Here is a 23,205-nt window from a genome sequence, read left to right as displayed (position 1 = left end):
ACGTCAAAGGTTTTTGAAGCCGCGTCCGGCATGGTCAGCGTCATCAATCCCCTGTCAGCAGGGTTCCCGCCAAACCCAGCGTCAGAATCAACAGCAACAAACCCGCGACCGGCCACTGCCGCAAGCCGCGATCGGCACGCTCCAGGATGGCGCCGAGAGCCGCTGTCCAATGTCCGGTCACGCTCGCGGTGGTCGCCGCGAGACGCCCGGAAGCGTCCGCCTGGCGGTCAGGCCAGGGCAGCATCCCCAGCACCAGCAGTCCGACCACCAGGATTGGCCAGACATCGCCCCAGACTTTGCGCCAGCCAAAGGCGCCGGCCATGGCGGTCGCGACGGCCGCGCTCGCATCGAGACCGGTGCGACCGACCCCGACCAGATCGAAGAGCGTGGGCGGCAGGAGACCGAGCAGCAGCGCCGCGAGCGCGAGCGCCAGAACCACCAGCTCCTGGGCGCGTCCAGGACGTGCGACGACCTGACTGGACGGCGGGCCGAACAGCGCATGACCGAGCACCCAGAACAGATAGGCGGCGGTGAGCAGTCCGCCCGCCTGCATGACCAGTCCCCACCACCATTGTCCGGTCCCATCGGCACCCGCGGTCAGCAGCGTCTTGGTCAGATAGCCGCCGCTCGGTTGCAGCCCGATCAGCGATAGCCCGGCGAGCCCGAAGGCGAGGAGGGTGATCGGCAGGACGCGGACGCTGCCGCCCAGGTTGCGGATGCGGTCATGGCCAAGCGCCCCGGCGATCAGGCCAGCGGCCATGAACATGGCGGCCTTGGCGCAGGCGTGCGACACCACCTGGAGCATGCCGCCGGTCAGGGCGAGGGACTCGGCACTGGCGGCCAGCGGGAAGATCAGGAAGAGATAGCCGATCTGGGCGACGGTCGAATAGGCGATCAGCAGCTTGAGCCGGGCCTGCCGCAGGGCGACGAGGTTGCCGAAGAGGATCGCCCCGGCGCCCAGCGCACCAAGAGTCTGGGCCGTCATCGGGTTCAACGCTCCCGGCAGGACATCGAACCAGATCCGCACGATCAGAAAGAAGGACGCCTTGACGACCAGCGCCGAGAGGATGGCGCTGGCGGGCGGCGGCGCGCCCGCGTGGGCCGGCGGCAGCCAGAGATGCAGCGGAAAGAGCGCGGTCTTGGCCAGCAGCCCGACGGTCATCAGCGCGGCGGCGGCGATGATCGGCGGCGGCAGCGATTCCGCCCCCGCGATCCGCTCCGCGAGCAGGGCGATATCCAGGGTGGCGTAGGTGCCGTAGAAGAGCACCGCGCCCAGCAGATAGAGCACCGAGCCCAGCAGCGCGAACAGCAGATAGCGCAGGGCCGCCGCCAGGGTCTCGGTCCGACCGTCCAGGGCGACCAGGGGCACGGCGGAAAAGGTCAGGAGTTCCAGCGCGACGAACAGCGTGAACAGGTCTTGACCCAGAAAGGCCGCGTTGAGTCCGGCCCAGACCCCCATCAGGAGCATCCAGAACACGAGCGAGGCGCGGGTCTCGGGCGCGTCTGGAGGAACCTGGAATTCCCGTTGGGCATAGATCCCGACCGCCAGCATCACCACCGCCGAGACGAGCAGCAGGATGGCCGAGAGACCATCCGACTTCAGCGCCACGCCCAGCGGCGGCGCCCAGCCTCCCAGGTGGTACTGCAAGGCATCGCCGCCAGTCAGGACGGCGGTCGCGACGGCGACTGCGGCGACCAGTCCCAGCAGTAGCAAAAGGAGAATGAAGCGGCCCAGAAACCGTCCGCCCAGGAGCGGCGCCAGCAGCAGACCGACGACCGGCAGCATGAGCGGGATCACGAGGAGGAGTCCACCCAACTCGATCAGGCTCGCGAACGGGGCGACGAGGATCGATGGACTGTCCATCAGGACGCCCGCTCGGGTGCGGGCGCCCGCTCGTGAGTGGGCGAGTGAGAGCCCGACCCAGCGCCCTCCAGCGTGCTCCGGCCGCTGATCTCGGCCAATCGCAACAGCAGGGCGACGGCGATGGACGTCGCCGCGAAGGCGACCACCAGTCCGGTGATGATCAGGGCCTGGGGCACCGGATCGCCGTCGACCCCGAGTCCGGCGGCGGACAGCGCGCCACCGCCGCGCTTGGCGATCACCCCGAACAGCAGGAAGACGCCGCTGCCGATGAGGTTGAAGGCGAGGATCTTGCGCAGTGCGCCCGGCTGGCAGAGCAGGCCGTAGAGCCCCAGTCCCACCAGAGCGGCGCCACAGAGACCGAAGAGGGTCGGGCCGTTCATGAGCGTCCTCCGGAAGGGTGATCGCTCGCCGGCGGTCCCGCGAGCAGCAACCCCAGCGTCACGGCGATGGACAGGGTCAGGACCGCCTCGATCGCCAGGATCAGCGGCTTCGCATATCCCTGCGGGTAGGCCAGGAAGGCGTCGGCCAGCCAGATGCCGGCCACGCCGATCCCGATGAAGACCAAGGCCCCGACGACGAGCAGGACGCGCAAGCGTCGATCGCGCACGGCCGGCGGCTGCCGCAGCCCGGCGATCAGGACGAGGATCCACATCGCGGCCAGCACCGTGGCGCCCTGGAATTTCCCGCCCGGGTCGTCGGCGCCGTTCCAGACCAGATGGATGCCGACCAGAATGCCGAACGGCGGCAAAACCTGGGCCAGCAGGGTCAGCGCGCCGCTCGAACGCGGGTGGGGCAGGAAGCCGGGGCGTCCGCCCCAGGCGGGATCCGCCGCCACCGACCAGACCCCGATCAGGGCCGGCACCAGCACCACGGACTCCAGCAGGGTGTCGATGGCGCGATGGGCCAGCAGCACGCCGGTGACGGGATTCCCGACCCCGGTGGGAGGCAGGTTTTCGGCGACCAGCGGGGCCAGCGTGGGGGCGGGATCGGGCAGCGTGAGGACCACGGCGGCGAGTCCGGCGGCGACGCCCGCGCAGAGCAGACCGATCAGGATCCTGAGCCCCCGGCCAGGTCTGCTGTCGGCTTCGGCGGCTTCGTGGGGCGCGAGGCGCGCCGCCGCCCCGAGCAGCAAGAGGCCGGTGAGCCCGGTTCCCAGGGCGGCCTCGGTCATGGCCACGTCCACGGCCGCGAGCCGCACCCAGACGAGCGCCATCAAGAGCCCGTAAGCGACGAATCCGACCACCGCGCGATAGGCCGCGCGGGTCGCAATCACCCAGAGGGCCAGGCCAAGGATCAGGAGCGCCAGCGCGGCATCGACGACCAGGGCGCTAGTCACGGCTGGCCCCCGCGTCACGCGCCGGCGTTTCCGCCCGGTTCTGATCGGTCGCGGAGGCCGCGCCCGCCAGGAGCTGACCGACCGTGGCGCCGGAGAGCAGCGCGAGCAGCCACACCGCGATCAATCCCAGCGCGGCCAGGGGCGCGGACACCTGGGGCAGCAGACCGAGCACGATCAGCCCGAGACCCAGATTGTCCGCCTTGGTGAGCGCATGGAGCCGGGTCAGGGTATCGGGGAAGCGTAGCAGCCCGACGGTACCGGCCAGAAAGAAGATCGCCCCGAGCGAGACGGCGACGATGGTCAGGATGTCCAGCGCGAGATTCATGGCGTGTCCCTCTTGTTCTCGTGCGACGATCCCGGTGCGGCATGTTCCGTCATGGAGGCGGTTCCGAGCGGATCTGGGCGATGGATGCCACTGACGAAGGCGACCGAGGCGAAGGCCGCGAGCAAGGCCAGCAGCAAGGCGACCTCCGCGATCGCGCCGACCCCGGTGGCGACGCCCAGCAGGAGCAGGGCCGCGACGCCGCCGGTTCCGAGGAGCTGGGCGGCCAGCATGCGATCCGCGTGGCCGGGACCGCGCAGGAGTCGAATCAGCCCCAGGGCCACGGTCCCGAGCACGAAGGCGGCCGCGCCAAGCAAGAACTCAGTCATCGCGGTCGCTCCCGCCGCCTCGGACCCGCATCACCAGCGCCTCGTCCCGGGCGAGCCCCGCCGCGACTGGCTGATCGAGATCCAGACAGTGATAGACCAGTTGGTCATGATCATCGGTCCCCACCGGGAGCGTGCCCGGCATCAGACTGGTGATGGCGCCGAAGGCCGCGCGCTCGGTGCCGGGCGGGAGGCGCGTGGGAAAGGCCAGATCGCCGGGCTTCAGGGGCAGGCGCGGGTCGAAGGCCCGGCGGGCCACGTCCACGCCGGCGACGATGGATTGCCAGACGAAATGCAGGGCGAGCCGCGCGAGTGCCGCGAGGTGGAGGCGTCCCGGAGTTGGGGGCAGGAGGCGCAGACTGACCCAGGTGGCCGCCGCGGCCGCCAGCAGCCCGGCCGCCAGGTCGGCGGCAAGCTCGGTCGTCAAGCCCGTGGCGGCCGACTCGCTCAGGTCGGGTCCAGCCAGCAACAGCCAGAAGCCCAGATAGCCGCTGACCCGCGCGAAGGCCGCGCGGACCAGGGGAATCGCCGCTTCTTCGGATCTAGCCATCGGACGGCTCCCCCTGGACGGCTATATGCCTCCCGACGGTTTCAGTCTCCGACTCTGGTTTCATCGAAATCCTCCGCGAGAATGGCAGGCGCGCTCGAAGCGTGGATGTTTTCATCACTTAAACCGCGTCTCGCCGATCGTTGTTGACGACCGCGAGACAGGGTGCATTCGACACAACGCCTGTCACTCCGGGCGCGGTTTAAAGCTGGTCGTTCAGGGTGACCCCGATGCCGATCGCGTTCTGCTTCCAGTTGTAATCGATCAGGCTGTCCCCGTAACCGGTAAATGCCTGGACATAGCCGCGCAGTGGGCCGAGCAGCGGGGGCGTCGTCCAGGAAAACTGGGCGGCGCCCTTGTCGGTTTCAAGGTTGCCGCGACCCATGAGCGAGAAGCTGTGTCCGTGCCATTTGTAAATGGCGGTGACATCGCCATGGCCGTAATAGTCGAGGATGTCGGGATTGTCGTCATCCCCCTCGTCTTCCTCGAAGCGATACCAGGGCCGGATCAGCAGCGCGAAATTGCCCCGTTCGATTCCGAATTCCGCGATGAGACGATCCCAGCTCCGCGAGATCGGGTCGGCGCGGCCGTTGGACTGGTGGGTATAGCCGAAATTGAACAACCGCCAATGGAAGCCGCCGAATTCGACATTGGGCCGGAAGCTCGCCATCAGCTCGGGCATGTAGTTGTTCTCGCGGAAGGGGCGCGATACCTCGTCGTTGTAGACCTGCCATTGACTCTGCTGGGTGTAGGCCGCCCAGATCCCGAAGCGCCGATTCTCGGTCGTCCACAGGCGCGCCTTGAAGCTGATCTGAAATCGCGCCTCGGCCGAATCTAGTTCCACGTCCGGATCCTGGGTCGTCGCGAACAGGGTCTGGAAGGGTGCATTGTTCGGCCGGCTGGAATAGCGCGCGAATTGCAGGTAATTGGGCCGATGGAAGGCGATGGTGTAGCGCTCGGAGTCGGGGGCGAAGCCCCAGGCGGCATCGATCGACGATGTCGGGGTGGATGCTTCCTTGTCGAACGAGGCGACGGACGCAGAAGCCGCCGGAGCCATCATCGCGGCGCGTTCCGGTTCCTGGTCTGGCGCGGCGGCGGCAACGCTTGCGCTGACGCGGTCATAGCAGGCAAGCCGCTCCCGGTCGGATGTGATGGCCGCGCAGTCGCCGATGCCCGGCGGCGGGGTCCGCGCGAAGGCGGGCGCGCCGAGCGCTGGGACGATCCCAAGCATGGCCGCGAGTAAGGTCGCCGAGCGGTGTCGAGATAAAGGGTTGGTCATGCGTCAATTGTCTCAGTGAACTAAAAAGACCCGAAGAGGGTGCCCAGCACGATCACCGCCGCCAGGGCGACAATGGCCCCCACGATGGCGACCATCACGATGTCGAGATAGCTGTCCTTGTGGGTCGAGCCGCAGACCGCGAGCAGGGTGACCACGGCGCCATTGTGCGGCAGGCTGTCCAGGGTTCCGGCGCCGATCACCGCCACCCGGTGCATCAGCGCCGGGTCGATACCGAGTTCGCCGGCAAGCTGTAGATAGGTGGAGCCGAGCGCCTCCAGGGCGATGGTGAGTCCGCCCGAGGCCGATCCCGTGAGCGCGGCCAGCACATTGGTGGAGACGGCCAGCGAGACCAGCGGACCGCCCTCGATGCCGAGCACCCACTCGCGCACCAGCTCGAAGGCCGGCAGCGCGGCGACCACGGAGCCGAAGCCGACCAGCGAGGCGACGCTGACCACCGGCAGGACCGAGGCATTCAGGCCCGCGTCGACGCTGTCCCGCAGCCGGGGCAGGCGTTTCCAGTTGAGTGCGAGCAGGGTCAGGATGGCCGCCGTCAGCGCCACGACGACCGACCAGATCCCGCTGACCGCCGCTGGCGAGGACGGCCCCCAGCGGTCCTCGGCCAGATAGCCTAGATCCAGGTTGGGCAGGATCAGGAGCGACATCGCGAGATTGACCCCGACCACCACGAGCAACGGCAGGAAGGCGATGAAGACCGGGGGTCGACCCGCGCTGACCTGGCCCTGATGAGCCTCGGGCGGATCGAAGGCGCCCGACGTGGTGGCGCGTTCGCGCACCAAGGGATCATACGCGGCCTGGTCGGGTGTCATGCTCAAGGCGCCGCCAAAGCCGAGCCCGGCGCGGCGGGCGGCCGACTCCGCCCGGCCAAGCCACCAAAGACCGAACAGCAGCATGATGGCCGCGGCGATCAGACCGAGACCGGGCGCCGCGAAGGGCGTGGTGCCGAAAAAGGGCATGGGGATGGCGTTCTGGACCGCCGGCGTGCCCGGCAGCGCGGACATGGTGAAGGTAGACGTGCCGAGCGCGATCGCCGCCGGCATCAGCCGATGCGGAATGTTGGCATCCTTGAACAGTGACTGGGCCATGGGCACCAGCACGAAAAAGGCGACGAAAAGGCTGACGCCGCCATAGGTGACCAGCGCGCCGGCGAGCACCACCGCCAGGATGGCGCGTCGCGAGCCCAGTCGGGTGCCGATGAACCCGGCGACCGACTGCACCGAGCCGCTGTCCTCCATCAGCTTGCCGAAGAGCGCGCCGAGCAGAAAGATCGGGAAGAATTGCGCGATGAATCCCGCCGCGCCGCCCATGAAGGTCTGGGTCCAGTTCGCCAGCAGCGGCTCGCCCGCGAACAGGGCGGCGATCAGGGCCGCGACCGGCGTCAGCAGCAGCACGCTCCAGCCGCGATAGGCCAGCCAGATGAGGAGCCCGAGCCCGAGCAGAATACCGATCAATCCCATGGTTCAGACACCCTCCAGCAGGTGGTCGAGGTCAAAGGTCGCACGCTGACCCAGGTCGGCGCCATGCTGTTTCAGGAAGCTTTCCGCGCAAGTCCGGCCCTCGTCGCGCAACATGCACAGAAAGGCCCATTCGGCATTGAGCTTGGACGAATACCCGAGTTCGACCATCGCCGCGCTGGAGATGCGGTGCAGACGCATGGCGGCCCAGAGCGCGCCTTCGCTATGTCCCGGATCGGCGACCTGCCGCAGCAGGGCGATCATACGCAGTTCCTTGAGCAGGGGCGCGTTGAAGGCGATCTCGTTCTCGCGGTTGAGGATGTCGCGCGCCGAGCGCGGGGTGCCCGCGCGCTCGACCGGATTGATCTGGATCAGGATGGTGTCGTGGGCGCTGCACTCGCGCACCAGCGGCGAAATGGTCGGATTACCGGAAAATCCGCCATCCCAATAGGCCTCGCCGTCGATCTCGATGGCCTGAAACATCATGGGCAAACAGGCCGAGGCGAGCAGTGCATCCGGGGTCAGGTCCGCGTTGCGGAAAACGCGCGGGCGGCCGGTGCGCACGCAGGTGGCGGTGGCGAACACCTTGACCTCCGAGCGGGCCAGCCGCGCGAAGTCGATCGACTGGGCGAGGATGTCGCGCAACGGATTGAAACCGCCCGGATTCAGGTCATAGGGCGAAAACAGGCGCGAGGCCAGATCCATGGCGATGAAGGCCGGGGAGTTGTCCATGGTCCACTGTCCCAGCAGGATATCCATCGGCCCCCGACGCAGCGGACTCAGGAGCGCCCCATCCGAGACCCGCCGCCAGAAGCCTTCCAGCGCGGCCCGCGCGCCCTCGGCGCCGCCCTCGGCATAGCCATCGCTCAGCACCGCCGCGTTCATGGCTCCGGCTGAGGTGCCCGAAAGTCCGTCGATCCGCAGCCAGGGTTCTTCGAGGAGGCGGTCGAGCACGCCCCAGGCAAAGGCGCCATGGGCACCGCCGCCCTGCAGGGCAAAATCCACATGGACGGGTGCACGGTCCACGCTGGACACCGAGTTTGAATCTGGGGTGAAAGCGGCCATCCTGCCTCCTGAAACCTGTTGGGTACGGGTCGGTTAACGGATCCGCTCGGACAAGCCGCGGCCTGATCGGCGAGGGATTGGGGCATGTTTCTGGGAAAACACCTTACCACAGAGGGCCTGCGTGCCAAGCTTCTGGCCTTCTATATGGCCGTTGAAAACGGCGGAGCATCGTGGGCTGTGTGGGCACCTAGACTTACTCGCGTTGCCTATTCTAGGTTTCAAGTGTGACAATTCAGGAACCCCTGAGAGGCAGGGGGCGTCGGCGCAGGCTGGGGGGCTCGCCGATGCGGATCGGCGCTGCGGCGTACAGCAGGACTCGCTAGTCCGGGGTTCATGGTCAACGCCGATCAGATCTACCTTGCCCGAGGTATCATCGCCACGCGCGCTTGCTCGCCAAGAGCTGGATCCTCATCCCGCAGCCCCCCCACGGTCATCTCAATGCCATCGACAGAGACGCCTGACGACGCGACGCATGGGCCGACCCGGCCAGCACGAGAGACCTCGGACCGGCTGATCCTTCTCGTGATCAGCGGCTATGCCGCCCTGTTCGTCGTTTTCGGTTTTCTCGTCTCCAGTCCCACCGAGATCGGCGAGGGGTTGGTCGCGATCACGACGTCGCGCGACACCCTGTTGAGCGATTATTTCGGCGTCGGCGGGGTGGGCGCCGGGTTCGTCAATGCGGGCCTGCTGACCCTGAGTGGGTGTCTGGTCTACTCCCTCGTGGGAGCGAGGATCACTGGTGCGGCGGTGGCCGCGCTCTTCCTCCTGTTAGGATTTGGTCTGTTCGGCAAGAACCTGCTCAATATCTGGTTCATCGTCCTCGGCGTTGCCTTGTACGCGCGTTTCAAGGGACAGCCATTCGCGACCCACATCAATGCCGCGTTTTTCGGCGTGGCGCTGGCGCCGGTCACCTCGGAGATCCTCTTCAGCTCCCTCTTGCCGGTTGGGATCGCCGTGCCCCTCGGCATCGGAACCGGAGTCCTGATCGGCTTCATCCTGCCGCCGGTGGCGGCTCAGGTGTTCAAGGCCCATATGGGCTTCGCGCTCTATAACATGGGGTTTGCCGCCGGCCTGGTCGGGGTCTTGATCGTTGCCTTGTTCAAATCTTATGGGTTCGTACCGGACCCCGTGCTCGTCTGGACATCCGGGAACAATGCTCTGCTGGGAGGTTTCCTCGGGATTGTGTTGGCAACGATGCTGGCGATCGGAATCCTACTGGATCGAGAGGCGCCGTCCGGACTTCAGCGGATCATGCGCGAATCTGGCCAGGCGCCGAGCGATTTCATCGCCATCGGCGGATTCGGCGCGACCTTGGTCAATATGGCGCTGAGCGGGGCGATCGGGTTGGCCTATGTGCTGGCCGTGGGCGGTGACCTGAACGGCCCGGTGATCGGGGCCATTCTATCGATCATGGGGTTCGCGGCGTTCGGCAAGCACCCCAACAATTTCGTGCCGATCATCATCGGCGTCTTTCTCGGCTCGCTGGCAAAACCCTGGCACTTGGCTGATCCATCGATCCTGCTCGTCGCGCTCTTCGGCACCAACCTGGCGCCGATCGCCGGCCGCTTCGGTTGGGGCTGGGGCATCGCCGCAGGTTTCTTGCATTCGTCCACGGCGCTCAGCGTCGGTGTGGTGCACGGCGGTCTGAATCTATACAACAACGGCTTCGCGGCCGGGATCGTCGCCGCCGTCCTGGTCCCAATCATCGTCGCGATACAGTCCGACAGGGCGCGGGTCTAGCCGTCGCTTCGCCAGCCATCCGGCACCTCGGGACGGCCCGCCGATGACGGCCACCGACTGCCGCGGCCCGTCTTGTGATGGCGGCGAAGTGTGGCTCGCCCGAGGCTCAAGGACTCCCTCTGCCAAAGGGAGTTTTGATGGCTAAACGCCGTGACAGTCGGTGCCTCGGACCTGTACTAGCGTATATTGGGAATCTCTGCCTGAACACGTTCGACGACAGTCTTCGGCATCGGGATATAGCCGAGGTCGGAGGCCATATCCTGACCGTCCGCGAGCGCCCAGGTGACGAAGTCGCGCAAGGCGGCACTGATCCGCTCGTTGCCGTGCTCGCGGAAGAACAGCATCCAGGTGAAGGTGACGATCGGATAGGCGGCCGGATCGGCGGGGTCGGTCACCCAGATGCGCAGATCCTTGCCGGAGAGGTCGGCGCCAGCCAGGGCTGCTTGACCGGACGCGTCACTGGGCGCGACGAACTGCCCGGCGGCATTCTCCAGCATCGCCACCTGGGCGCCGGTCGAGGTGGCAAAGAAGTACTCGATGTAGCCGATCGAGCCCTCGGTCTGGTTGACGGTGGCGGTGACGCCATCGTTGCGCGGGGCACCGATGATGTTCGGCTGGTTCGGCCAGGGCACCGAGGTGCCGGTCCCGACCCGGGTGCGGAAGGACTCGTTGATCGCGCTCAGATGTTGGGTGAAGACGAAGGTGGTGCCGGAGGAGTCGGAGCGACGCACGACCCGGATCGTCCGGTCGGGGATGGACGCGCCCGGATTGGCGGCGACGATCCGCGGATCGCTCCAGTTCGTGATCTCACCGGAGAAGATCAGCGGGTAGACGGCACGCGGCAGGCGCAGGTTGTCGACACCGGGCAGGTTATAGGCCAGCACGATCTCGCCGGCCGTCATTGGCAGGATCAGGGCGCCGCCGCGCACCTGGGCGATCTCCTCGTCGGTCATCGCGGCGTCACTAGCGCCAAAATCGAAGGTGCGATTGATGAAGTTGCGCACACCGGTGCCGCTGCCGACCGACTGGTAGTTGATCCGCACGCCGGCGGTTTCCCGGTTGAAGTGACGAAACCAGGCCGAATAGAGCGGGAACGGGAAACTCGCCCCGCCGCCGGTGATTCGGACCTGCTGGGCCTGGGCCGGCAGGCTGAGCAGTAAGGTGAGGGCCACGGCGAACGCGGCGACGCCAATACGGTGCGTGTGCATGCGGTGTGCTCCTGAGTGAAGTTAAGGGTTGGGACGGGATCGGACGCGACGCCCGAAGCGTCGCGTCAGGATCATCCCACAGCACAGTGACAGGGCCGTGAACCCGGTCAACCCAAATCGATCTCCGGGATGCGATCCGGCGTTTCGAGGAACGAGGAAGGATAACGAATGGTTTCACGCAAGCGCCGCGACCTCCAAACTGGATCAGGATCTCTGCCAAGATATTGATATTTTAGGCATGCATACGATGAGCAGCATTAGATTTCGTGAGGATAATTATAAAATAGCGCTGGTACTGGCAGTGGCAGATCCGCGATCATCGATGCGCCGCGTGGGTGAACCTGCTATCCCTCACGACCGACCGAACTATCAACCTGGAGGATTCCACAACATGCGCCTGTTCGACATCCTGGCCCTGCTGATCGGACTTTCCGCCGTCTTCAGTTGGCTGAACGATCGCTTCCTGAAGCTCCCGAACGCGATTGGCCTGATGCTCGTCGCCCTGGTCTTTTCGCTGCTGCTCCAGTTGCCGCTGCCCTTCGCGCCGGGGCTGGGGATGCAGGTCGCGCACATGATGGAAAGCATCGACCTGACCGAGGCGTTTCTCCATGGGATGCTCGGTTTCCTGCTGTTCGCGGGCGCGCTGCATGTGGATCTGAGCGAACTCGCCCGACAGAAATGGGCCGTCATCACGCTGGCTTCCGCCAGTGTCCTTGGCGCCACCCTGCTGATCGGCATCGGCAGCTATCTGCTGTTTCTGGCCCTTGGGATTCCGGTGCCCTTTCTCTACTGTCTGGTCTTTGGCGCCTTGATCTCGCCCACCGATCCCGTCGCCGTGCTCGGCATCCTCAAGAGCGCCGGGGCGCCCAAGGCGTTGGAGATGAAGATCACGGGAGAATCGTTGTTCAACGACGGGGTCGCGGTGGTCTTGTTCATGGCGCTGCTGACCCTCGCCGCTGGCGAAACGACGCTGGCCTTCGGCGAGACGCTGTTCCTGCTGATCAAGGAGATCCTCGGCGGTCTCCTGTTCGGGTTCGTGCTCGGCTGGATCGCGCTCCAGATGATCCGGCACACGGAGAACTATCAGGTCGAGATCATGGTGACTCTGGCGCTGGCCATGAGCGGTTACGCGATTGCCGCCCACGCCCATGTCTCCGCGCCGATCGCGATCGTGATCGCCGGTCTCATCATCGGCAACCACGGACGCGCCACCGCCGTCACCGAAGCGACCCGGCATCGGCTGGACGATTTCTGGGAACTGGTGGACGAAGTCTTGAACGCTGTCCTCTTCGTCCTGATCGGGCTGGAGGTGCTGGTCATCGAGGTGACCGGCGATCTGCTCCTCGCGGGCGTGCTCGCCATTCCGCTGGTGCTCATCGCCCGGCTCGTCAGTGTCGGCCTGCCGATTCATCTGATGCGCCGCTCGCGCAGTTTCGAGCCTGGAGTCGTGCCGATCCTGACCTGGGGCGGGTTGCGCGGTGGCATCTCGGTGGCGCTGGTTCTGTCGTTACCGAAAGGTCCGGTTGCTGACATTCTGTTGACCGTGACCTATATCGTCGTGGTCTTCTCCGTCCTGGTGCAAGGTCTCACGCTCGGACCCCTAGTGCGCGCGGTCGCCGCGCGGACCCAGCGCGAAAGCGTCTGAGCCCCTCGAACCGATCCAGCCTGCGCCGGGGGCGTCGGGCGGGTTCCGATATCGCACGCCATGCCGGCCCGATGATGCGAAAGCGACCTGACCGGTAAGACTGTATCTAGGCGCTATACAATCTTGACAAAATTAGATTGGTAACGTAGTGTTTACTCTGGCGCATAGTCGAACGGCAAGGTGTCAAGTCCGTTTAATCTCTATTCTGCAGTGGCTTCCCGAGGCTTGGGGGTAACGACTGTAGGGACTGTGCGTACAGATGAGTGTCAGGTATGGCTGTTTCTACGGGCTACGCTTCCGAGAGCGTCCAGTAGAGTGTTTCTTGAGAGCGAGATAAGGTTTCCCCGAATCCAAAATCGATACGGAGCGAACATAACATGTCTAGCAACCTGTGTTTTGACTCGGCGCGCGCCGTCCTGAGACTGAGCCTCGGACTCGCGATTCTCTGTGTGTCAGCCCCAAGTGTCCATGCCGGGACGGCTGGACCCGACTTCGTCTATACCATTTCGCCCTGCCGCGTCCTCGATACGCGCTTCGCCTCCGGGGTATTCGCTGGGAAGCTCAATCCCAGCGAGCAGCTTAGTATTCGCGTCAGCAACACGGCTGGCACTATCGTTCTTCAGGGTGGTAATCCTTCGGGTTGTCTTGACATTCCGAATGATGCAACCGGGGTTTTTATTAACGTCATCGCGGTCGAGGCCAGCGGAGCGGCGAACAACGATCTCGGCATCCAACCTTCGGGATCCTCTGTTTCGGGTACAGCCATAAACTATAACCCTGGCACATTCGCACTTAACAATGGCCTTCTCGTCGGAACCTGTTACGGGCAATTTTTGTACGGCTTTCCACCGTCCCCGAGCAATTGCACCTCGGATCTAACCCTTACAAACGGGGCGGGAGCATCGGCGCATATCGTGATCGATGTCACCGGATTCACTAGGAATTTCTGACGCCTATCTGTCTCCAGTCATCCATTAAGACTTGGTGCGCGATGGCGTACGCATCGCGTACCGTTCCGCTAGCGAATCCAGTCGATAAGATTCATCAGCGGATTTTCGCCCGACTCGGGGCCGATCACGCGTCCCTGGATACTCTGGCCGGCCTCGACGACCGTTTCCGGATCGCCGGTGATGAGCGGATGCCAGTCCGGCAGCGGCTTGCCCTCGGCGAGCAATCGGTAGGCGCAGGTCTCGGGCAGCCAGGCGGGCTTTTTCAGCACCTCTGGAATCAGGGTGATGCAATCCGGCATCTGGCGGGCGCGGTTCGGGTAGTCGCGACAGCGACAGGTCTCCAGATCCAGCAGGGCGCAGGCAATCCGCGAGTAGACGATCTGTCCAGTGTCCTCGTCTTCGAATTTCTCCAGACAGCATTTGGCGCAGCCATCGCAGAGCGCGTCCCACTGCTCCGCGGTCATCGCCTTCAGAGGGATGGTTTCCCAGAATCGTTCGGACATCCTCACCACTCCACCAGTCCGGTATAGGCTGTGATCAGCACCAGCAGGCCGAACCCGATGCGATACCAGGCGAAGACCTCGAAGCTGTGGTTGGAGACATAGCGCAGCAGGGTCTTGACGGTGAGCGCGGCGGCGACAAAGGCGGCGGCGAAGCCGACGGCGAACACCGACAGATCGTCCATCACCAGCAGGTCGCGGGCCTTGTACACATCGTAGACGGTCGCGGCCAGCATGGTCGGGATGGCGAGGAAGAAGGACAGTTCGGTCGCCGCGCGCCGCGACAGTCCGAACACGAGGCCGCCCATGATGGTGGCCCCGGCGCGCGAGACGCCTGGAAACATCGCGAGCGTCTGGGCGAAGCCGACCTTGAGCGCCTCGCGCCAAGTGATGTCGTCGACCGACTCGAAGCGCACTTTGCGCGGGCGGCGCTCCACGTAAAGGATGATGAGTCCGCCGACGATCAGCGCGCCCGCGACCGTGAGCGGATTGAAGAGATAGGTCTTGATGGCGTGATGGAAGAACACGCCAAGCACCAGGGCCGGTAGGAAGGCGATCAGGATATTGATCGCAAATCGCCGTTCCGGTTCGCGGTTCCACATCCCGAGCGTTACCTGCACGATGCGTTTGCGGTAGAACCAGCACACCGCCAGGATGGCGGCAAGCTGGATGACGATCTTGAACACCTTGCTCTGCTCGTCGGTGTAATCGAGCAGGCTGCCGACGATGATCAGATGTCCGGTCGAGGAGACCGGAAGAAATTCGGTCAGACCCTCGACGATGCCGAGGATGAGTGCTTTTAATAAGAGTGGCCAATCCAGCATGTTTGGTTCCTAGTGGAGCGCGGCGCATTCCGCGGCAGGCTGATCGCGGGTTCGGGGCCGCGACACTAGCATCTTCGAGGGATCCAGTGAAGCGGGCGCGGTACCCGGCCGCACTTTGCATTTTGGCGTAGGAGCCGCGCTTGCGGGCGACGAGTGGGCAAACCTAAAAGCGTTTGGCGGATCATGTCGCCTGCAAGCGAGTTGGGGAATCGGCTCGGCGAGTTTGTCGCGCATCTGGTCGCGCCGGCCGTGGTGCGTCTGTTTCGTGCCCAGTTCGAGGGTCTCGCCACGAACGACTGGAAATACGGTTTCAGGAGATGTCGAGTACGGCGCTACTCATCGCCTGAATCGCTCGCCAGAATTCGTCCCTGCGTCCATGCCGGCAGTTTCTCTGGCGGCATTGGTCGGGCATAGAAATACCCCTGGCCGAAATTGCAGCCCTCGGCGAGAAGCAGGGCGCCCTGGTCCGGCGTCTCGATGCCCTCCGCCAGTACCTCCAGTCCGAGCGTGGCCCCCAGGGTGAGGATGGCTCGTACGATGTCGAGGTCGCGCCGGCTGGCGCCGATGTCGCGCACGAAGGAGCGATCGATTTTGAGCTGGTCCACCGGGAGTTGTTTCAGCCGGGATAGCGACGAGTAGCCGGTGCCGAAGTCATCGATGGCAAGACTGATCCCGTCGGCTTTGAGTCGCTCCAATTCCTCGATGATGTGGTGGGCGCCGTGTTCCATGGCGACGCCCTCCGTGATCTCCAGCCCCAGATGTCCGGCGGGCAGGCCGGTCTCGGCGAGAATCCGTTGCGTGACGCGATGCAGGTCGCCGCGATGGACTTGCGAGTGGGCGATGTTGACATAGACTCGCCCAAACGCGATGCCCGCGTCGAGCCACTCCCGCGCCTGCGCGCAGGCACTGCGTAGCGCCCATTCGCCGATGGCCACGAGACTGCCGCCTTCCTCGGCGATCTCGATAAAATACCCCGGCAGCAGGAATCCCAACTCGGGATGCTCCCAGCGGACCAGGGCCTCAAGCCCGCTCAACTCCCCGGTGTCGAGCCGGAATCAGATCCTCGATGCGTCGTCCAATGGCTTCTTCACGGCGGTAGCCATAGATGCGTTCGTTGGCGTCGTGCCAGAAGGTGACGCGGCGTTCCTCGTCATACCCCTGCACCGAGATCGCGGGCAGTTGCTCCAGAATGCCGCGAAAACGCGCCTCGCTCTCGTGCAGAGCGGCCTCCGCGCGCAGGCGCTCGCTGGGGTCGTTCAGTGCGATCAGCAACAACTCGTTATGGCCCACCGCCAGCCAGCGCGTGCGGATCTCCAGGGTGTTGCCGTTGTGCACCGTCACGAAATCGATCCCCTTCCCGGCGTCCTCGCGCAATGTCTCGCGCGGGACTCGCAAGGACCAGTCCGCGGGCCAGAGGGGCAGGGAGTCGACCGGCTCGCCGAGTAGACTGTCCTCGTCGGTCGCGAGCAAGGCGCAAGCGGTGGCATTGGCCAGGAGGATTCGACCGTCGCGGGCGTCCGCCGCGAGCAGTCCCTCGCGACTCGCGTCCAGCAGGCCGCGCAAGAGCCGCGAACGCGCGTCGAGCGCCGCGGAAGTCGTCACATCCATCCTGATCCGAGACTGCTTCATCGCTGCGATCCTTTAGGCTGCGTGGACGGTCGTGCTCCGTCGAGACGGGGGAAGCGTCTGTCTACTCGAACTCCGTGACCGGTGGATTTGGCCGGTTTCCCTTGATAGTGCCCCAGGCAGCGAGCGCCTCCTGGCGAGAGGTGGCAAGGTCCACGATAGGTAGAGGATAGTGACATCCCAGCCGGATGTCAGCCGCCATCAGAATGGGCGGTGGCGCTGTCCAGGGCTGATGGATGTATTGGTTCGGTAGACGCGCCAGCTCGGGGCACCAGCGGCGAACATAGCCGCCATCCGGATCGAAGCGCTCGCCCTGACGCACCGGATTGAAGACGCGGAAATAGGGGGCCGCGTCGGCGCCGCAACCGGCGGTCCACTGCCAGCCCTGCGTGTTGCTTGCCAGATCCGCGTCCACCAGCGTGTCCCAGAACCAGCGCGCGCCCACCTGCCAGGGGAGCCGCAGATTCTTGGTCAGCAGGGAGGCCGCGACCATCCGCACCCGATTGTGCATCCAGCCCGTGTGCCAGAGCTCGCGCATCCCAGCGTCGACCAGCGGGATGCCCGTTCGGCCGCGCTGCCAGGCGTCGAGCCGTTCCGCCACGCCTTCGGTGCGCCAGGGGAAGTCGGCGAAACGCGGGTCTAGGGGCTCGACGGGTGTTCGGGGGAAATGGTAAAGCAGGTGATAGGAGAACTCGCGCCAGCCGAGTTCGCGCACGAAGGATTCGGCGGGGTCGGCGGCGGGGTCGCCGAAGCGATCAAGAATCATGGCAAGCAGGCGACGCGGGCTGATCTCGCCGAAGTGCAGATGCGGGGAAAGTCGGGAGGTGCCGGGCGCGTCGGGCCGATCGCGCGCTACGCTATAGGCTCCGATGCGGGCATCGAGAAAGGCAGTGGCGCGCGCCAGCGCGGCGGACTCGCCGGGCGTCCAGGTCGCGCGCAAGCCCTGATCCCAGGGAATCGTCGGCAACAGGCCCAGATCGTCCACCGTCAGGCCGTCAACCGGCGCGAATCCGGCGGGGAGCGACTCCGGAGCCGGATCGGGTCGGATGCCGGACAGTTCGCGGACGCAGGCGCGCCAGAAGGCGCTGAAGACCCGGTAGGGTTGGCCGGTTTTGCTGGCCGAACGGGTTTGCGATGCGATCTCCCAGGGCTCGAAGAGCAGGGTCGAGCGATGACTTTCGCAACGCAGACCATCGGAGCGCAGCGCCTGTTTGATGTGGGTATCGCGTTCGCGCGTGGCCGGATCGTAGAGACGGTTCCAGGATACCCCGGTCGCGCCGGTGGCCGCGACGATGCGCCGTAGTTCGGTCAGGCTGTCCCCGCGCGCGATCCAGAGACGGCTGCCGAAGCGTTGCAGCGATGCGTCGAGCGCGAGCAGGCTGCCATGCAGCCACCAGCGGCTGGCCGCGCCTGGCGTCCAGGGCGCTTCCTCGTCGGGCGCGTGGATGTAGACCGGCACGATCGGCGCGCCAGTCGTCAGGGCGTGGATGAGTGCCGGATTGTCGTCGAGACGCAGATCGCGGCGGAACCAGAGGAGTGTGATTCGAGACATGGTTCAGAGAGTCGAAGCGCGCTTTTCGAGGCTTTGGTGCATCATGATGCTTGGACTTTGGGAAGATCGGTAGCGACAGCGAGGTCGCTGGATGGTACGGCAGGCTATCCACCCGGCGTAAGCCCGTTCCAACTCCCTCAGATCCAACCAGCCCCATCCTTTATCGACATCAGCCGCGCGGGTTTATCCCGTTCAACCTCCTGGGAATCAACAAAAACAACGGTTTCGCGGCAAGGAACATTGATCGGTAGACCGTTTCCCGACACACTCACTGACCACTGACCACTGACCACTGACCACTGACCACTGACCACTGACCACTGACCACTGACCACTGACCACTGACCACTGACCACTGACCACTGACCACTGACCACTGACCACTGACCACTGACCACTGACCACTGACCCCATGAACCGAACCGTTTTTTTCGTCTCCGAAAGCACCGGCATCACCGCCGAGACGCTTGGCCACAGTCTGCTCTCCCAGTTCGATACCATCGACTTCGAGCAGGTCTACATGCCCTACATCGACACCGACCTGCGCGCCAGGGCGCTGACCCAGCGCATGCAAGAGGCCGCCGACCGCGACGGGGCGCGGCCGATCGTCTTCGCGACCATGCTCAATAACGAAATCCGCGAGATCCTAAAGGGCGGCAACTGCTTCTACATGGAGTTGTTCGAGGGCTTCGTCGAGCCGCTCTCCGCCGAATTGGGCGTGCCACCAAGCCGCAAGGCGGGCCAGAGCCACGCCATCACCAAGCCGAGCTTCTACACCAAGCGGATCGAGGCCATCAATTTCGCGATGGCCAACGACGACGGGATTCGTCCGGACAACTTCCACCGCGCCGATGTGGTGCTGACCGGGGTGTCGCGTTCCGGCAAGACACCGACCTGTCTCTATTTGGCGATGCACTATGGTCTGCGTTCGGCCAACTATCCCATTACCGAGGAAGACTTCGAGCGCGGCGACGTGCCCCAACTGGTCTGGGATTGCCGTCACAAGCTGTTCGCGTTGACCATCGATCCGCAGCGACTGCAACTCATCCGGGAGGAGCGCCGCCCCGGCAGCCCCTACGCCTCCATGGCGCGCTGCCAGGATGACATCCGGATGGCACAGCAGATCTACAAGCGGTTGCAGGTGCCGGTGCTCAATACCACCACGCAGTCCATCGAAGAGATCGCGTCCCACATCATCAAGATCCTGAAAGATAACCTCGACGGCTGGTCGGAACCGCTCGCCGAGCATCCCTAAACCAGACCGATCCATGGACGCCGACATTGATCGGCGGTTGCGGGGATCGGGATCGGCCATGATAATGCGCCGATTTCGCCGCCCTCCGGGTGGCGACACCGAAATAGAAGGCGATCCAACATGAAGATCGGTATCCCACTGGAGACGCGGTCCGGAGAGACGCGCGTCGCGTCCACGCCGGAGATCGTCAAAAAGCTGGCCGGCAAGGGCTTCGAGATCCTGGTCGAGTCCGGCGCCGGCGCGCGCGCCGGTTATCCGGACGCGGACTACGCGCAGGCTGGCGCGCAGCTCACCGACCGCGCCGGGGCCTATGATGTCGACCTGCTGCTGAAGGTGCGGCGTCCTGACGCTGAAGACGTGGAGGCAATGCGTCCGGGCGGGCTGTTGATTAGCCTGCTGGAGACCTGCGGCGAGGATCCGCTGCTGTCAGCCATGCTGGCGAAAGGTATGCGTGTGCTTGGAATGGAACGCATGCCGCGCACCTCGCGCGCCCAATCGATGGATGCGCTCTCCTCCCAAAGCAACCTCGCCGGTTATCGCGCGGTGATCGAGGCGGCGGCGCGCTACGGCCGCTTCTTTCCCATGATGATGACCTCGGCGGGTTCGGCCAAGCCGGCGCGCGTGGCGGTGCTAGGCGCGGGCGTCGCGGGTTTGCAGGCGATCGCGACCGCGCGCCGTCTGGGCGCCGATGTCCATGCCTATGACGTGCGACCCGAGACCCGCGAGCAGATCCTGTCGCTCGGCGCCAAGCCGATCGTGCTGGATCTGGGCGAAAGCGGAGCGGGGGAGGGCGGTTACGCCCGTGAGTTGTCGGACGAGGCCAAGGCGCGTCAACAATCCGCGCTCGGCGACGAACTGGCGAAGGCGCATGTCATTATTACCACCGCGCTCATTCCCTGCCGACCGGCGCCGGTGCTGGTCACCGAGGAAGTCGTCGCGCGTCTGCGTCCCGGCTCGGTGATCGTTGATCTAGCGGCGGCCAGCGGCGGCAACTGTCCGCTGACCGTGGCGGACGAGATCGTCGAGCGCCACGGCGTGACCATCGTGGGCATCACCAATTTCCCCGCCCTGGTGCCGGCGGACGCGAGCGCCTTCTATGCGCGCAACCTGTTCAACCTGATCGAAATCATGGTCCAGCCGGGCGCGTCCGGGCCGGAACTGAAGGATCTGACTCAGGATGACATCACCGCCGCTATGCTGGTCTCGGCGCGGTCGGGTGGGTAGAGCGAGAGCGAAACCCACCATTCGGCGTTCTGACACGATTGAGTGTGTGGTCAAGCTCCGTCGGTGCTGGATTCGATGGGTTTCGCTGCGCTCTACCCATCCTACGATACTGACTATTTTCTAGGAGTTTCACCATGCCCGAGGCACTCGACCCCTCGATCGTCGCCCTTTATGTTTTCGTTCTTGCCTGCTTCATCGGTTACTGGGTGGTCTGGGGCGTCACGCCCTCGCTGCACACCCCGCTGGTGGCCCTGACCAATGCCATTTCCGGCATCGTCCTGATCGGCGCCCTGCTGGTCGCGGGCGATCCGGAATCCGGGATCCTGATCCAGTTCATCGGCTTCATTGCCGTGCTGCTGGCCTCGATCAATGTCTTTGGCGGCTTTCTGGTGACCCACCGGATGCTGTCCATGTTCAAGAAGAAAAAGTAAGGACGGATCGCGATGGATTTCACGGTTAATCATCAGGCGCTGGCCTATCTGGTCTCGGCGATTCTCTTCATTTTCGGTCTGAAGGGTCTGACCCATCCGGCAACCGCGCGGCGCGGGAATGTCTACGCCATGCTCGGCATGCTGATCGCTATCGTGGCGACCCTGCTCGGGCGCGAGGTTCAGTCCTACGGCTTCATCGTCGCCGGTATCGCCGGGGGCGCCGTGATCGGCACCATCGTGGCGATGCGCATTCAGATGACCGCCATGCCGCAATTGGTCGCGGCCTTGCACAGCTTCGTCGGTCTGGCTGCGGTGCTGGTCGGCATCGGCACCTTCCTGCACAAGCAGGATGCCGGTCTGCTCAACGCGGTGCTGATGGGCGAGATTTCCGCGGGCGTCGTCATCGGCGCCATCACCTTCACCGGCTCCATCATCGCCTTCGGCAAGCTGCAAGGTCTGCTCAGCGGCGCACCGGTCAAGTTCAGGGGACAACACCTGCTCAATGCCCTCATCGCGCTGGCGGTTGTCGGACTCGCGGTGCATTTCGCGATGACCGGGAGCCTGCTGTCACTGCTGCTAATGACCCTGCTCGCCTTCACCCTCGGCGTGACGCTCATCATCCCGATCGGCGGCGCCGACATGCCGGTCATCATCTCGATGCTCAACAGCTATTCGGGCTGGGCGGCGGCGGCGACCGGCTTCACGCTCCACAACGATCTGCTGATCATCGTCGGCGCACTGGTCGGCTGCTCTGGCGCGATCCTCTCCTTCATCATGTGCAAGGCGATGAACCGCTCGATCCTGAACGTAATCTTCGGCGGCTTCGGCTCCAGCAGCGGGTCAGGTGACAGCGCCGGCGCTCAGGCCGCCGAAAAGGGTGTCAAATCCGCCGCTGTCGAAGATGCGGTCTACTGGATGGAAGATGCCAACCGGGTCATTATCGTACCGGGGTATGGCATGGCCGTCGCCCAGGCCCAGCATTCGCTCAAGGAGCTGATGGAACTGCTGGAGGCGCGCGGGGTGGAGGTCAAATTCGCCATCCATCCGGTCGCTGGACGCATGCCGGGGCACATGAACGTGCTGCTCGCCGAGGCGGATATTCCTTATGATCGGGTGCTGGAGATGGACGAGATCAATCCCGAGTTTCCGAGCACCGACGTGGTGCTGGTCGTCGGCGCCAACGATGTCGTCAACCCGGCCGCCAAGGAAGACAAGACCAGCCCCATCTACGGCATGCCGATTCTGGATGCCGGTCGCGCGCGCCAGGTCTATTTCCTCAAGCGATCCATGCGTCCCGGCTACTCGGGCGTCGACAACCTGCTGTTCTATCAGGACAACACCTCGCTGGTCTTCGGCGACGCCAAGGAGACGATCGACGGCATGAACAGCGCGTTGAAGGGCGGGGAACACTAACCCGGCGCGCGGCCAGCGCGGGTCGTCTCTGGGGAGCGCCAACAGGCTGTCGGCGTCTCCAGGGTCGGCAGCATTCGAGGTCAGCCTCGTTTCGCCCCAAAGGCCGGATTGCCCAATGGCGACTTGTACGCCGGGCTGGCCCCGACTACCCTCATGGCCTGTGCCAAGCAACCGAAGAGTCCTGCCATGAGCGCCGCGCTGCAACTCTACGAGCAACTCACCGAAGCCCCGGACGACAAAACCCGCGCGCGCCTGATCGCCGAGGCGTTCGACGTGCTGGAGGCGCGTTTTCCGCAGATCGGCGATCTTGCCACCCAAGGGCATGTCCGGGAGTCCGAGCTGCGCTTGCTGAAAGAGATCGAGCAGGTTCGCGCGGCGCTGCGCGAGTCCGAGCTGCGCCTGCGGAAGGAGATCGAGCAGGTTCGGAACGAGCTGCGCGAGTCCGAACTGCGTCTGCAGAAAGAGATCGAGCAGATTCGCGCCGAATTGAAGCTCGACATCGCGCAACTGCGCGCCGAGGTCGAGCGTATGAAGACCGATCTGCTGAAGTGGATCGTGCCGCTGATGTTCGCCCAGGTGGCCGCGATCGCGGCGCTGGTGAAACTGCTGTGACCCGCCGGCGGCTT

24 protein-coding genes and 1 pseudogene are annotated in these 23,205 nt (G+C 64.9%); 8 read left to right on the top strand and 17 right to left on the bottom strand.

Features of this window, described 5'->3' with window-relative positions:
* Nucleotides 1-43 precede the first annotated feature (43 nt).
* From THIVI_RS06690 to THIVI_RS06650, 9 genes are all read right to left on the bottom strand, one after another.
* Nucleotides 44-1,864: a complex I subunit 5 family protein gene (locus THIVI_RS06690; RefSeq protein ID WP_014777863.1), complete on the bottom strand. Its 1,821-nt coding sequence runs from the start codon at nucleotides 1,862-1,864 to the stop codon at nucleotides 44-46.
* Nucleotides 1,864-2,244 carry an NADH-quinone oxidoreductase subunit K gene (locus tag THIVI_RS06685; protein ID WP_014777862.1) on the bottom strand — a complete coding sequence of 127 codons (381 nt, stop codon included), beginning with the start codon at nucleotides 2,242-2,244 and terminating at the stop codon, nucleotides 1,864-1,866. Before THIVI_RS06685 ends, THIVI_RS06690 begins: the two co-directional genes overlap by 1 nt.
* A complete protein-coding gene (locus tag THIVI_RS06680; protein ID WP_041447377.1) occupies nucleotides 2,241-3,200 on the bottom strand; it encodes a hydrogenase subunit MbhD domain-containing protein in 960 nt (319 codons plus the stop codon). Before THIVI_RS06680 ends, THIVI_RS06685 begins: the two co-directional genes overlap by 4 nt.
* Nucleotides 3,193-3,525, bottom strand: coding sequence for a cation:proton antiporter (locus THIVI_RS06675; RefSeq protein WP_014777860.1), 333 nt, complete (start codon nucleotides 3,523-3,525; stop codon nucleotides 3,193-3,195). The genes THIVI_RS06680 and THIVI_RS06675 overlap by 8 nt, the downstream gene beginning before the upstream one ends.
* Nucleotides 3,522-3,851, bottom strand: a complete 330-nt coding sequence (locus THIVI_RS06670; protein ID WP_014777859.1) for an MrpF/PhaF family protein — start codon at nucleotides 3,849-3,851, stop codon at nucleotides 3,522-3,524. The genes THIVI_RS06675 and THIVI_RS06670 overlap by 4 nt, the downstream gene beginning before the upstream one ends.
* Nucleotides 3,844-4,398 carry a Na+/H+ antiporter subunit E gene (locus tag THIVI_RS06665; RefSeq protein ID WP_014777858.1) on the bottom strand — a complete coding sequence of 185 codons (555 nt, stop codon included), beginning with the start codon at nucleotides 4,396-4,398 and terminating at the stop codon, nucleotides 3,844-3,846. Before THIVI_RS06665 ends, THIVI_RS06670 begins: the two co-directional genes overlap by 8 nt.
* 199 nt (nucleotides 4,399-4,597) lie before the next feature.
* Nucleotides 4,598-5,674 carry a phospholipase A gene (locus THIVI_RS06660; RefSeq protein WP_014777857.1) on the bottom strand — a complete coding sequence of 359 codons (1,077 nt, stop codon included), beginning with the start codon at nucleotides 5,672-5,674 and terminating at the stop codon, nucleotides 4,598-4,600.
* Between the two features lie 20 nt (nucleotides 5,675-5,694).
* Nucleotides 5,695-7,149: a GntP family permease gene (locus THIVI_RS06655; RefSeq protein WP_014777856.1), complete on the bottom strand. Its 1,455-nt coding sequence runs from the start codon at nucleotides 7,147-7,149 to the stop codon at nucleotides 5,695-5,697.
* Between the two features lie 3 nt (nucleotides 7,150-7,152).
* The gene (locus THIVI_RS06650) at nucleotides 7,153-8,211 is read right to left on the bottom strand and encodes a patatin-like phospholipase family protein (RefSeq protein WP_014777855.1); all 1,059 of its coding nucleotides are present in this window, start codon (nucleotides 8,209-8,211) and stop codon (nucleotides 7,153-7,155) included.
* Between the two features lie 438 nt (nucleotides 8,212-8,649).
* On the opposite strand from THIVI_RS06650, the gene THIVI_RS06645 reads away from it, so the two are divergent.
* The gene (locus tag THIVI_RS06645; RefSeq protein WP_014777854.1) at nucleotides 8,650-9,951 is read left to right on the top strand and encodes a DUF1576 domain-containing protein; all 1,302 of its coding nucleotides are present in this window, start codon (nucleotides 8,650-8,652) and stop codon (nucleotides 9,949-9,951) included.
* 176 nt (nucleotides 9,952-10,127) lie between these two features.
* On the opposite strand, the gene pstS is transcribed toward THIVI_RS06645, so the two are convergent.
* The gene (pstS, locus tag THIVI_RS06640) at nucleotides 10,128-11,159 is read right to left on the bottom strand and encodes a phosphate ABC transporter substrate-binding protein PstS (protein ID WP_014777853.1); all 1,032 of its coding nucleotides are present in this window, start codon (nucleotides 11,157-11,159) and stop codon (nucleotides 10,128-10,130) included.
* Nucleotides 11,160-11,550: 391 nt separating this feature from the next.
* Here pstS and THIVI_RS06635 point away from each other — a divergent pair, with 391 nt between their 5' ends.
* A complete protein-coding gene (locus THIVI_RS06635) occupies nucleotides 11,551-12,804 on the top strand; it encodes a cation:proton antiporter (RefSeq protein ID WP_014777852.1) in 1,254 nt (417 codons plus the stop codon).
* A 377-nt stretch (nucleotides 12,805-13,181) separates the two neighbouring features.
* Nucleotides 13,182-13,754, top strand: coding sequence for a hypothetical protein (locus THIVI_RS24510; protein ID WP_014777851.1), 573 nt, complete (start codon nucleotides 13,182-13,184; stop codon nucleotides 13,752-13,754).
* Between the two features lie 68 nt (nucleotides 13,755-13,822).
* Here THIVI_RS24510 and THIVI_RS06625 read toward each other — a convergent pair whose 3' ends face one another.
* From THIVI_RS06625 to THIVI_RS26285, 7 genes and pseudogenes are all read right to left on the bottom strand, one after another.
* Nucleotides 13,823-14,257 carry a YcgN family cysteine cluster protein gene (locus THIVI_RS06625; RefSeq protein WP_014777850.1) on the bottom strand — a complete coding sequence of 145 codons (435 nt, stop codon included), beginning with the start codon at nucleotides 14,255-14,257 and terminating at the stop codon, nucleotides 13,823-13,825.
* 2 nt (nucleotides 14,258-14,259) lie between these two features.
* Complete coding sequence (locus tag THIVI_RS06620; RefSeq protein ID WP_014777849.1) at nucleotides 14,260-15,078, bottom strand: undecaprenyl-diphosphate phosphatase; 819 nt, start codon at nucleotides 15,076-15,078, stop codon at nucleotides 14,260-14,262.
* 332 nt (nucleotides 15,079-15,410) lie between these two features.
* The gene (locus tag THIVI_RS06615) at nucleotides 15,411-16,112 is read right to left on the bottom strand and encodes an EAL domain-containing protein (protein ID WP_014777848.1); all 702 of its coding nucleotides are present in this window, start codon (nucleotides 16,110-16,112) and stop codon (nucleotides 15,411-15,413) included.
* Nucleotides 16,099-16,680 carry a PAS domain-containing protein gene (locus tag THIVI_RS06610; protein WP_157174382.1) on the bottom strand — a complete coding sequence of 194 codons (582 nt, stop codon included), beginning with the start codon at nucleotides 16,678-16,680 and terminating at the stop codon, nucleotides 16,099-16,101. Before THIVI_RS06610 ends, THIVI_RS06615 begins: the two co-directional genes overlap by 14 nt.
* A gap of 88 nt (nucleotides 16,681-16,768) precedes the next feature.
* Nucleotides 16,769-18,256, bottom strand: coding sequence for a cryptochrome/photolyase family protein (locus tag THIVI_RS06605; protein WP_014777846.1), 1,488 nt, complete (start codon nucleotides 18,254-18,256; stop codon nucleotides 16,769-16,771).
* A 268-nt stretch (nucleotides 18,257-18,524) separates the two neighbouring features.
* On the bottom strand, nucleotides 18,525-18,626 hold the full coding sequence (locus THIVI_RS26290; RefSeq protein ID WP_425358606.1) for a hypothetical protein: 102 nt from the start codon (nucleotides 18,624-18,626) through the stop codon (nucleotides 18,525-18,527).
* Nucleotides 18,587-18,670: pseudogene (locus THIVI_RS26285) on the bottom strand (hypothetical protein); the annotation flags it as partial. The gene THIVI_RS26290 and the pseudogene THIVI_RS26285, both read right to left, overlap by 40 nt.
* Between THIVI_RS26285 and ppsR the strand changes: the two are divergent.
* The 5 genes from ppsR (at nucleotide 18,669) to THIVI_RS06580 (ending at nucleotide 23,191) form a co-directional block, all read left to right on the top strand.
* Complete coding sequence (gene ppsR, locus THIVI_RS06600; RefSeq protein ID WP_014777845.1) at nucleotides 18,669-19,511, top strand: posphoenolpyruvate synthetase regulatory kinase/phosphorylase PpsR; 843 nt, start codon at nucleotides 18,669-18,671, stop codon at nucleotides 19,509-19,511. The pseudogene THIVI_RS26285 and the gene ppsR overlap by 2 nt on opposite strands.
* A 120-nt stretch (nucleotides 19,512-19,631) precedes the next feature.
* Nucleotides 19,632-20,735: a Re/Si-specific NAD(P)(+) transhydrogenase subunit alpha gene (locus THIVI_RS06595; RefSeq protein WP_014777844.1), complete on the top strand. Its 1,104-nt coding sequence runs from the start codon at nucleotides 19,632-19,634 to the stop codon at nucleotides 20,733-20,735.
* A 134-nt stretch (nucleotides 20,736-20,869) separates the two neighbouring features.
* Entirely contained in the window at nucleotides 20,870-21,166 is a 297-nt protein-coding gene (locus THIVI_RS06590; protein WP_014777843.1) for a proton-translocating transhydrogenase family protein, read from the top strand.
* A gap of 12 nt (nucleotides 21,167-21,178) precedes the next feature.
* The gene (locus THIVI_RS06585; protein ID WP_014777842.1) at nucleotides 21,179-22,579 is read left to right on the top strand and encodes an NAD(P)(+) transhydrogenase (Re/Si-specific) subunit beta; all 1,401 of its coding nucleotides are present in this window, start codon (nucleotides 21,179-21,181) and stop codon (nucleotides 22,577-22,579) included.
* A 186-nt stretch (nucleotides 22,580-22,765) separates the two neighbouring features.
* Nucleotides 22,766-23,191 carry a coiled-coil domain-containing protein gene (locus THIVI_RS06580; RefSeq protein WP_041447373.1) on the top strand — a complete coding sequence of 142 codons (426 nt, stop codon included), beginning with the start codon at nucleotides 22,766-22,768 and terminating at the stop codon, nucleotides 23,189-23,191.
* Nucleotides 23,192-23,205 lie beyond the last annotated feature (14 nt).

Source organism: Thiocystis violascens DSM 198, assembly GCF_000227745.2.
Classification (GTDB): domain Bacteria; phylum Pseudomonadota; class Gammaproteobacteria; order Chromatiales; family Chromatiaceae; genus Chromatium; species Chromatium violascens.
Note: the sequence above shows the minus strand (reverse complement) of the source record. Positions and strands in the feature narration are given on the sequence as shown.

Coding starts and splice junctions, on each gene's coding strand:
- THIVI_RS06690 (WP_014777863.1), bottom strand. CDS start 1,864: ATGGACAGTCCATCGATCCTCGTCGCCCCGTTCGCGAGCCTGATCGAG.
- THIVI_RS06685 (WP_014777862.1), bottom strand. CDS start 2,244: ATGAACGGCCCGACCCTCTTCGGTCTCTGTGGCGCCGCTCTGGTGGGA.
- THIVI_RS06675 (WP_014777860.1), bottom strand. CDS start 3,525: ATGAATCTCGCGCTGGACATCCTGACCATCGTCGCCGTCTCGCTCGGG.
- THIVI_RS06670 (WP_014777859.1), bottom strand. CDS start 3,851: ATGACTGAGTTCTTGCTTGGCGCGGCCGCCTTCGTGCTCGGGACCGTG.
- THIVI_RS06665 (WP_014777858.1), bottom strand. CDS start 4,398: ATGGCTAGATCCGAAGAAGCGGCGATTCCCCTGGTCCGCGCGGCCTTC.
- THIVI_RS06660 (WP_014777857.1), bottom strand. CDS start 5,674: ATGACCAACCCTTTATCTCGACACCGCTCGGCGACCTTACTCGCGGCC.
- THIVI_RS06655 (WP_014777856.1), bottom strand. CDS start 7,149: ATGGGATTGATCGGTATTCTGCTCGGGCTCGGGCTCCTCATCTGGCTG.
- THIVI_RS06650 (WP_014777855.1), bottom strand. CDS start 8,211: ATGGCCGCTTTCACCCCAGATTCAAACTCGGTGTCCAGCGTGGACCGT.
- THIVI_RS06645 (WP_014777854.1), top strand. CDS start 8,650: ATGCCATCGACAGAGACGCCTGACGACGCGACGCATGGGCCGACCCGG.
- pstS (WP_014777853.1), bottom strand. CDS start 11,159: ATGCACACGCACCGTATTGGCGTCGCCGCGTTCGCCGTGGCCCTCACC.
- THIVI_RS06635 (WP_014777852.1), top strand. CDS start 11,551: ATGCGCCTGTTCGACATCCTGGCCCTGCTGATCGGACTTTCCGCCGTC.
- THIVI_RS24510 (WP_014777851.1), top strand. CDS start 13,182: ATGTCTAGCAACCTGTGTTTTGACTCGGCGCGCGCCGTCCTGAGACTG.
- THIVI_RS06625 (WP_014777850.1), bottom strand. CDS start 14,257: ATGTCCGAACGATTCTGGGAAACCATCCCTCTGAAGGCGATGACCGCG.
- THIVI_RS06620 (WP_014777849.1), bottom strand. CDS start 15,078: ATGCTGGATTGGCCACTCTTATTAAAAGCACTCATCCTCGGCATCGTC.
- THIVI_RS06605 (WP_014777846.1), bottom strand. CDS start 18,256: ATGTCTCGAATCACACTCCTCTGGTTCCGCCGCGATCTGCGTCTCGAC.
- ppsR (WP_014777845.1), top strand. CDS start 18,669: ATGAACCGAACCGTTTTTTTCGTCTCCGAAAGCACCGGCATCACCGCC.
- THIVI_RS06595 (WP_014777844.1), top strand. CDS start 19,632: ATGAAGATCGGTATCCCACTGGAGACGCGGTCCGGAGAGACGCGCGTC.
- THIVI_RS06590 (WP_014777843.1), top strand. CDS start 20,870: ATGCCCGAGGCACTCGACCCCTCGATCGTCGCCCTTTATGTTTTCGTT.
- THIVI_RS06585 (WP_014777842.1), top strand. CDS start 21,179: ATGGATTTCACGGTTAATCATCAGGCGCTGGCCTATCTGGTCTCGGCG.
- THIVI_RS06580 (WP_041447373.1), top strand. CDS start 22,766: ATGAGCGCCGCGCTGCAACTCTACGAGCAACTCACCGAAGCCCCGGAC.